The sequence below is a fragment of the Deinococcus sp. Leaf326 genome, assembly GCF_001424185.1.
Taxonomy (GTDB): Bacteria; Deinococcota; Deinococci; order Deinococcales; family Deinococcaceae; genus Deinococcus.
Map to the genome: position 1 here is coordinate 1 of NZ_LMOM01000082.1, position 7,473 is coordinate 7,473.

Below are 7,473 nucleotides of genomic sequence, written 5' to 3' on the forward strand. Positions count from 1 at the left end.
ACGCTTCGACCTCCGAGCCGGGCTGGGCCTGCGCACGTCGGCCGACTTCCAGGCCTTGACCTGGCAGGCCTACGCTGGGGGCACGTATTGGCTCACGCCCCGTCTGGGCATCGGGGGGCTCTACCGCGTCATCGGCCAGCGCCCCACAGGAGTCGTCGGGAGCTCGACCAGTCTGGAGGTGACGGTCGTGCCAGTCACCGGGCTGGGCGTCACCGCCGGCTATGCCTTCCTCCCGACCACCGTGATCCTCAGCGACCGCGAAGCCCAACGGGGCGCGTACATTCGCTTAGATCTTCTCCTCATCCCTTGATCTGATGTCTACGACAGGTGAGGCGATCCTCCGCACGGAGGATCGCCTCACCTCGACTGATCGCTACAATGTCAGGTCAGCCAAGATCTTCGTTCGTCCAGGACCTGCGAGTTCCATCGAGGTTAGCTAACAGGCTTTGCGCGTCATCTTCTGTGACTGCGCGCGCATCGGCCGCTGCATGACGGACCATCTCCTTCACATTCTCGATCACCGCTGGGGTATCCAACCCTTGCGCATGCAACGCCGCGATCGCCGCACTGATCGCCGCCACCGAAGCCAGCAAACGCGTATTGATCAGATACGCCCGCTGCTCAATCCGGCGACTCCGCACCCCACTATGAATCGCATCCTGCAACTGATCCCGCTTGACGGCCCCGGCAATGGCGCCAATCGCAAAAGAAATACCGATCGCCGCCACCCCAACCGCCGCGCCAATACTCAGCTCGAAGGCCAACGGCAGCCCCACCAGCTCCGCAAACGCCGCCGCACCAATCTCTCCACTCGCTGCAAGGTAACTGGTCGCACTCAGCGTCAACGCCGATGAAACTAGCGACCCTGCCAACAGCGGAAGAACGATTTGCGAGACACTGACCCCCCACTCGCTAAACTCGATCTCTACCGGTTTGACATCGGACGGCACCTCTTCCGGACGCCCGTACAACGCCGCAATTTGCGCATTCAATTTCTCCAGTCGTTGTCGGAGATCCGGGGCTTGTAAGGACAGCTGACCCGCAAGATTCTGACAATCCTGGGCAAGTTCCTGAACGCGATGCTCACGGGAAGGATTGTCCGGGAAGTACGTATCTCCCGTGAACAGCCCACCAATATCATCCCAGATGGACATTATCCCTCGTTGGTCCAGGAACCACGAGCCCTGTCCAATTCAGCCAGGTTGACTTGGGCAGTCTGAGGTGTGATTTTCGTGACATCCACACGGTGCGTCTCAATAAGATTATGAGCGAGAATATCGAGTTGTTCTTTGGTTATTCCTGGTATTGACGCCAAGGCGTTATAAGCAGCAGTAACGGTGTTGAGAGTTCCTCTGACAGTTTCATTCACAAGTGCATGCTGCTTCAGTGTGGTTCGGGGCGTATTAAGGTGTTTAATCGCATCCTGTAATTTATCGCGGTTCAGCGCCCCATCAACAGCATCGATAATCGCTTCAACAGCGACAGCCGCAGCTATTCCACCAATGACTTTGTTGACTGAGAACCATCTAGGGAGCCCCACCAGATCTGCAAAGGCTGCCTCACCAAGCCGGCCCTGTGAAACCAACCATGCTTTTGACGCGGCCTGCAAGCCACTCATCGCATACTTTATCGTGACGATGGGACTCAACATCGATACGATGTCAATGGCCCATTGACCGTCTATTTCGAGGGTTTCTACGGGGATGGGGACAGAAGACTGAGCGAGATTTCCATAAGCATCTTTGATTGCTTGATTTGTGTCTTTCAGCAATGATTCTATATACTGCTTGTCTTGTATAAGCTGAACCGTAATTGTGGCACAATCGTTACCTAACTCTGAGGCTCGCATGGCACGATTTTTATTATCGGGGTACATCAGATCGTCAAATATTCCCACGTTATCTCCTTTAGATCCAGTCTTGCAAGGGGAGTTCTGTGTTAAAAACTCTGGAATATTTCAATGTTTAAGATATCCTTTTATCCCCTGAGTCAAATTTTAGGAGGATGACGTTATCTCAGCGTTACGGGATTCCATCGTACAAAAGCATGTGAGAATTTCCGACCGTGTGCTGCCTCGTTTGCGTGCAGAATAGCCCTCATCCACCAGAGAGCGTAATCCGGTTCCCATTCTCACACGGCCGCACACGAAATGCTCTGGGGCAAGAATGCAGCTGCACGAACGTTTCCGCACCCTCCGCGCCGACACCGGCTTTCGCCTTAAGGACCTCGCTCTCCACTGCGACCTCAGCGTCCCCTACCTGAGTGACCTAGAGCGCGGCCGCACGCAACCCAGCCTCCAGTCCCTCGAAGCGCTCGCCCGCGCGTACAACCTCACGGTGCAGCAACTCCTCAGCGGCGTCGACGGCTACGGCGCCGCCACCACCGCCGACAGCCTCCCCACTGGTCTCGCCGCCCTGATCGCCGATCCGGTCCTGGGCGCCGACCTCACCCCTGACTGGGTGCAGACGCTCGCCCGCATCGAACTCCGCGGCAAACGCCCCAGAGACAAGGAGTCCTGGTACGAGATCTGGCGCCACCTCCGGCGAGTCATGGTCTGAGCATGCACTTCCAGTTGCACTTCGGCAGTCGCGTGCAGTACGACCCGGCGACCGGACACTGGTCTCCGCTGGAGGACGAGCTGGCCGTCCCGGTTGATCTGCCCGTACTCCAGCGCATGAAGGCCTGCCTCGCTCAGGTCACGCCCTGGCCACCCTGTCTCGACGTCGTTCAGGCCGTGGCCGAGCAATGCGGAGTTTCCCCAGTCAAGCAACGGCGGCGTGTCTCCACCAGCTCGTCCAGCAGGAAGACACCCCCGTGCTCTTCCTCACTCGGGAAGGGGTAAGGTCCGGCTGTCAATGCCAGATCACGTGCTTTGTCAGCCCTCGGGACAGGGCGCACCCTCTGAGGCCAGAACCCGTGTTTCCGTGATCCAGCGAGTGGTCTTGGTACGGACCGTGTAGCCCTGCTTGGTTCGTTCCCAATCCAGCGTCCTCCCTTCTGCCAGGGCAACAGCGTCCCAGGCTTCCTGGTCCGTCTCGAAAGGCCCCAAGGCCTGGGTCGCGATGTCGGTCTGGATATGCGTCGCCTGTGCATAGACCTTCGGCATACCTCAACATCCACGCCAACTAAACGCAGAGTCACCTCCAACTCAGCCCTTGAACCGCAACAGGACGAACAACCTCCTCAACGCACCAGCTCTGAAACAGACCACCTGCTCATCCTTCCCTTCACCATCTCCCCACGACCTCCTCCTCCCAAACTTCTCCACAGCAACTTCCCTTAGGCTTGCAGCAACATGCACTTGAGTGAGGTCCCTTCTCTATCGTCCGTCTTCTCAGAAGCGGTCTGGGCCTCCGACGAACTGGTCGTCCTGGTTCGCTCCATTGCCCGAATGCTCCGGGCCCCCATCACCCTCCTGGGAGAAGTCAACCGAACACTCCAGGCTGTGCCCTCTCATTGGCCCACCCTCACCCCGCACATCATTGCCCACTCCTGGCATCATGGGGAAGCCATCGAGGTCACGCAGACCGCTGGCGCCTGGACCTTGTTGACCTGCCCCGTGCAGACGGTCGAGGGAACCTGGTTTGGCGTGTTGTGTGTCTCCCACGCCTCACACGGACCCCACCCCCTCCCCGACAAGGCTGCTCTCCAGGACGCCGCGGCCCTCCTCGCTCTCACGCTCGAACGTCTCTTCGCACAGGCCTGGCTTCAGGTCATGATCGGTGGACTGTATGAAGGCGTCATCCTCGTGGACCGCACCCTGCAGTTGAAAAGCTTCAATCCTCAGGCCGCGCAGTTGTTGGGTGCGCCCGATCACCCGCTGACTCAAGCCAGCTTCGCTGCGCTGGGACGGCACATCCAAGGGCTTGACGGTCAGCCGGTCCTCCCGGAGGAGTTGCCGCTGGCCCTGGCCTTCCAGACGCGGCAACCTCAGCTCAACGTCACGCTGGGAATCTCACTTCCTGATGGCGTTCAGCGGTGGTTGCAGATCAACGCGCTGCCGGTCGGGACTGAGGCCGTCGTGGCGTCCTTCACCGATGTGACGGACAGCATCCAATTCCGGCAGGCGCTCCAGCGAGCGTTGGAGCATGACCCCCTGACCGGCCTTCCGAACCGCGTCCACTTCATGCTGCATCTTCAGCAAGCTCTGGGAAGCCTCCACACTCAGAACAAAGCCTGCGCGGTCGGCTTTGTCGATCTTGACGGGTTCAAAGCCGTCAATGACGCCCTGGGTCATGCCGCAGGGGATCACCTGCTGCGAGAGGTCGCAGGTCGTCTGTCTGGGACGCTACGTCCCGGGGATAAAGTCGCGCGCCTGGCGGGGGATGAGTTCGTGATCTTGTGGCGGGGGGTCTCCGATTCCACGCAGGCGAATGCGCTGGGCGAGCGTGTGGTCGCCGCGTGTGCCCCGGCGTATCTGCTGTATGGGGGGGAAGTCCGTGTGACCTCCAGTGTGGGGGTGCATGTGGTCACGACGGGCGACGCGAATGCGCAAACCGTGTTACAAGTGGCGGATGCCGCGATGTACCAGGCCAAACGGCGCGGCAAGAACCAGTGTGTCGTGTGGTCCTGAACGTCGTCGCGTCAATGACGACTGCTGCAGGCCAATGAGCATCGGACGGGGGCAGACCGATTGAGCTGACACTGCTCCGTCCTGCGGGACACGTCGCCGTAGCATACCGGTACACAAACACCCACTTGCGTTACCGTGTGGCCCATGCCGCCCCTGCGCGTCCTGCTCGTCGACGATAGTCCCGCGGACCGTTTTCTGGCTCAGGAGGTCTTCGCCACACACGGGTTGGACGTCCATCTCACCACCTCTGACAGCGGCGAAGCGGCGCTCGACTCCATGCACCGTCATCACGGCCACCTCCCAGAGGTTCTTCTCCTCGACCTCAACATGCCCGGCATGAGTGGGCTCGATGTCCTGAGCGAGATGAAGCGCGATCCGGAGCTCGCCCATATCCCGGTCGTCATGTTCACGACCTCCCAGGCCAAGACGGATGTCGACGCTGCCTACCGTCTGCAAGCCTGTGCGTATCTCGTCAAGTCACCTAACTTTGGGGTGTTCCTGCAGCAGGTGGAATCCTTCATCACGTTCTGGCGCTGCAACCGTTTCCCGTTCGCGCCGCAGCCTTAAGAGACGCGCGCTCGCCGTTCATCTGCGCCAGTCGCCAAAGTCCACACTTGGAAGATGGCCCCATTGCAACTCCTCCTCGTGGATGACAATGCGACCGACCTCCAATTGATGGAGGCGGCCTTCGAGGCCTGCCCGCAGGCTGAGCTGATCCTGCACAATCATGCGCCCACTGCTTTGCATTGGGTGGAAGCACAGGCGCAGGTGGATGCGCTGCCCAACCTGGTGCTACTGGATCTACACATGCCGGGGATGGACGGACCGGCCTGGCTTCGCGCGCTCCGGGCGCAGCCGGCCCTTGAGCAGTTGCCCGTGTTGCTGTATTCCCTAACGCCACTGCACCTGCAGCGCCAGTGGGTGGACCCGACCTTCGTTTACGGCTACTGGCAAAAGCCCCTGACGTTCGCGGGGATGCAAGACCAGGCTCAAGTCTTGTGTGACCTCTGGCAGCGCGATCACGCCTTCACCCCAACCACACTGATGACCGCTTCCTCAATGTTCTAGAGCCCGCGATCCCTCAGACCGAGCAATGGTCGCCGCCCGAGGACGAGTGGGTCGTCCCGACCGACCTGCCCGTGCTGCAGCGCATACAGGCCTGTCTCGCTCAGGTCGCGCCCTGGCCGTCGGGTCTTGACGTCGCTCAAGCGGTGGCTGCACCGTGCGGCGTCACGCGCATCAAGCTGAGGCGCCGGGTGGCTGAACCGCAGTTCGCGGCCTCACGCTAGTCCCCGGAAGAAGCCCCGACCCTCTCGGTTATCCAGCGGGTGTGCGGTGTACTCACCATGGAGCCCCGCTTGGTTCGCTCCCAGGACAGCTTCCGACCTTCTGCCTGCGCGACCGCGTCCCAGGCCTCCTGCTCTGTCTCAAAGGGGCCCAGCACCCGTGTCGGGACATGCGTCTGGATGTGCGTCGCCCGTGCGTAGACCTTGGCCATCCCCCACCCTACAACTGAACCGTGCAGGCGGTCAGTGCCCGAATAGACTGGGGCGCCTTGCTGCTAGGGAGACCGCACGCCCCCGCGCTGCGCGTCATTCCAGCGCCTGCCAACGCCGTCGCACCTCTTCCCAGTCCACCTGGTGTGGGGCGGGGGGCACGTCGGCGCTGCGCCGAGATCCCTCCATCCGCCTCTGCTGCTCCGGTACGACCTCGTGCTCTTGCCTCGGACTCTCCACACCAGAGGATCTGCTGCGCTCACTCATCACCACAGTCCACGGAGCGCTCCAGCAGACGTCCCCAATAATTGACCGGACTACCTGAAGCTGGAGCTCGAACGCCCCATGTGCCAATTGCACTTCCCATTAACGTGGAGTGAAGGACACGGGCTTATCTTCTTTATAGATCGTGCCTGTCCCCTCTCCTTCTCCCCGCCCACTGAGGTTTCCCATGACCCCGTTCAATGCTCCCCAGCCCATTCCCATGAGCACGCCCAGCGCTTCCCCCATCCCCTACGAGGCTCCTACCCTCACGCCTCTGGGCGCCTGGACGGCTGTCACGCTCAATATCTCCATCCCCATCGGCCTGAACAACGTCTACAACTCCTCCCCCTTCGACACGGAGTTCTAACCATGCGTCGACAGATTTTGCCTCTGCTGCCCCCTGCGCTCCTTCTCGCCGCCTGCGGACAGATGCCCGCTGGTGGGCCGAGTGCAACCACTCCTGGGACCACCACGCCAGGCACGCCCACCCAGCAGGCCCTTCCTGGGGTCTTCCAGATCGACTTTGGCGGCGTCGGCACGGATACCCCCACCAGCCGGGTACAGTCCCTCCAGCCGAGTGGTCTCAGCGCTCAAGGCCTGGTCAGCGCGCCCGATCAATTCAGCTTCTCTCAGGTCGCCGTCCAGACCTTCGCCATCGGCGCCACCAACACCCGGCATATTCGCGTCACCTACAAGGTCACGAACACCTCCTCCCAGACCCTGCGCAATCCGAAGTTCGTCGCCGTCGTCCCTCAGGGCGGCACTACCGACAGCGTGTTCACGAACGTCCGCTACTTCGACGGTTCAGATGCCACGGCCTCCATCGGCAAGCTCTCGCTCGTCCAGGGTCAGAACTTCAATACAGCGACCAACAGTGCCGTCCCCAACCCCTTGGCCAGCACCATACTGACCGGCCTCGATGTCAGCACTGTCGATACCACGGGCAAAGGGATCAAGACCCTCACCCAGACCGGCTGGTGGCTCACGACGCCCCCCACGTCCGGGGCAACCATTCCCATGGCTCCAGGAGATACGGCACTCATCTCAGTAGATGACAACTTCATTTTTTACTGCTCCTGACGCTGAAAAAGGGCTGATGATCGCCTCCAGAAAGGTCACCAGTCGTTCTGGTTTCCAGCG

10 protein-coding genes are annotated in these 7,473 nt (G+C 60.8%); 7 read left to right on the forward strand and 3 right to left on the reverse strand.

Annotation, left to right across the window (positions count from 1 at the left end; translation table 11 throughout):
* On the forward strand, nucleotides 1-310 hold a 310-nt coding region (locus tag ASF71_RS24615), incomplete at its 5' end, for a hypothetical protein (protein WP_162243152.1).
* Between the two features lie 76 nt (nucleotides 311-386).
* On the opposite strand, the gene ASF71_RS20430 is transcribed toward ASF71_RS24615, so the two are convergent.
* Both ASF71_RS20430 and ASF71_RS24355 read right to left on the reverse strand, forming a co-directional pair.
* Entirely contained in the window at nucleotides 387-1,154 is a 768-nt protein-coding gene (locus ASF71_RS20430; RefSeq protein ID WP_056303584.1) for a hypothetical protein, read from the reverse strand.
* On the reverse strand, nucleotides 1,154-1,897 hold the full coding sequence (locus ASF71_RS24355; RefSeq protein ID WP_156373021.1) for a hypothetical protein: 744 nt from the start codon (nucleotides 1,895-1,897) through the stop codon (nucleotides 1,154-1,156). Before ASF71_RS24355 ends, ASF71_RS20430 begins: the two co-directional genes overlap by 1 nt.
* 268 nt (nucleotides 1,898-2,165) lie before the next feature.
* Between ASF71_RS24355 and ASF71_RS20435 the strand changes: the two genes are divergently transcribed.
* Nucleotides 2,166-2,558, forward strand: coding sequence for a helix-turn-helix domain-containing protein (locus ASF71_RS20435; protein ID WP_056303586.1), 393 nt, complete (start codon nucleotides 2,166-2,168; stop codon nucleotides 2,556-2,558).
* Nucleotides 2,559-2,875: 317 nt separating this feature from the next.
* On the opposite strand, the gene ASF71_RS20445 is transcribed toward ASF71_RS20435, so the two are convergent.
* On the reverse strand, nucleotides 2,876-3,106 hold the full coding sequence (locus ASF71_RS20445) for a hypothetical protein (RefSeq protein WP_056303589.1): 231 nt from the start codon (nucleotides 3,104-3,106) through the stop codon (nucleotides 2,876-2,878).
* Between the two features lie 189 nt (nucleotides 3,107-3,295).
* Here ASF71_RS20445 and ASF71_RS20450 point away from each other — a divergent pair, with 189 nt between their 5' ends.
* From ASF71_RS20450 to ASF71_RS20475, 5 genes are all read left to right on the forward strand, one after another.
* Nucleotides 3,296-4,573, forward strand: coding sequence for a diguanylate cyclase domain-containing protein (locus ASF71_RS20450; protein ID WP_056303591.1), 1,278 nt, complete (start codon nucleotides 3,296-3,298; stop codon nucleotides 4,571-4,573).
* Nucleotides 4,574-4,717: 144 nt separating this feature from the next.
* Nucleotides 4,718-5,140, forward strand: a complete 423-nt coding sequence (locus ASF71_RS20455; RefSeq protein WP_056303593.1) for a response regulator — start codon at nucleotides 4,718-4,720, stop codon at nucleotides 5,138-5,140.
* A 54-nt stretch (nucleotides 5,141-5,194) separates the two neighbouring features.
* A complete protein-coding gene (locus ASF71_RS20460) occupies nucleotides 5,195-5,641 on the forward strand; it encodes a response regulator (protein ID WP_056303595.1) in 447 nt (148 codons plus the stop codon).
* Nucleotides 5,642-6,520: 879 nt separating this feature from the next.
* Nucleotides 6,521-6,700 carry a hypothetical protein gene (locus ASF71_RS20470; protein WP_056303600.1) on the forward strand — a complete coding sequence of 60 codons (180 nt, stop codon included), beginning with the start codon at nucleotides 6,521-6,523 and terminating at the stop codon, nucleotides 6,698-6,700.
* Nucleotides 6,701-6,702: 2 nt separating this feature from the next.
* Nucleotides 6,703-7,413, forward strand: a complete 711-nt coding sequence (locus tag ASF71_RS20475; RefSeq protein ID WP_056303602.1) for a hypothetical protein — start codon at nucleotides 6,703-6,705, stop codon at nucleotides 7,411-7,413.
* Nucleotides 7,414-7,473: the final 60 nt, after the last annotated feature.

Coding starts and splice junctions, on each gene's coding strand:
- ASF71_RS20430 (WP_056303584.1), bottom strand. CDS start 1,154: ATGTCCATCTGGGATGATATTGGTGGGCTGTTCACGGGAGATACGTAC.
- ASF71_RS20435 (WP_056303586.1), top strand. CDS start 2,166: ATGCAGCTGCACGAACGTTTCCGCACCCTCCGCGCCGACACCGGCTTT.
- ASF71_RS20445 (WP_056303589.1), bottom strand. CDS start 3,106: ATGCCGAAGGTCTATGCACAGGCGACGCATATCCAGACCGACATCGCG.
- ASF71_RS20450 (WP_056303591.1), top strand. CDS start 3,296: ATGCACTTGAGTGAGGTCCCTTCTCTATCGTCCGTCTTCTCAGAAGCG.
- ASF71_RS20455 (WP_056303593.1), top strand. CDS start 4,718: ATGCCGCCCCTGCGCGTCCTGCTCGTCGACGATAGTCCCGCGGACCGT.
- ASF71_RS20460 (WP_056303595.1), top strand. CDS start 5,195: ATGGCCCCATTGCAACTCCTCCTCGTGGATGACAATGCGACCGACCTC.
- ASF71_RS20470 (WP_056303600.1), top strand. CDS start 6,521: ATGACCCCGTTCAATGCTCCCCAGCCCATTCCCATGAGCACGCCCAGC.
- ASF71_RS20475 (WP_056303602.1), top strand. CDS start 6,703: ATGCGTCGACAGATTTTGCCTCTGCTGCCCCCTGCGCTCCTTCTCGCC.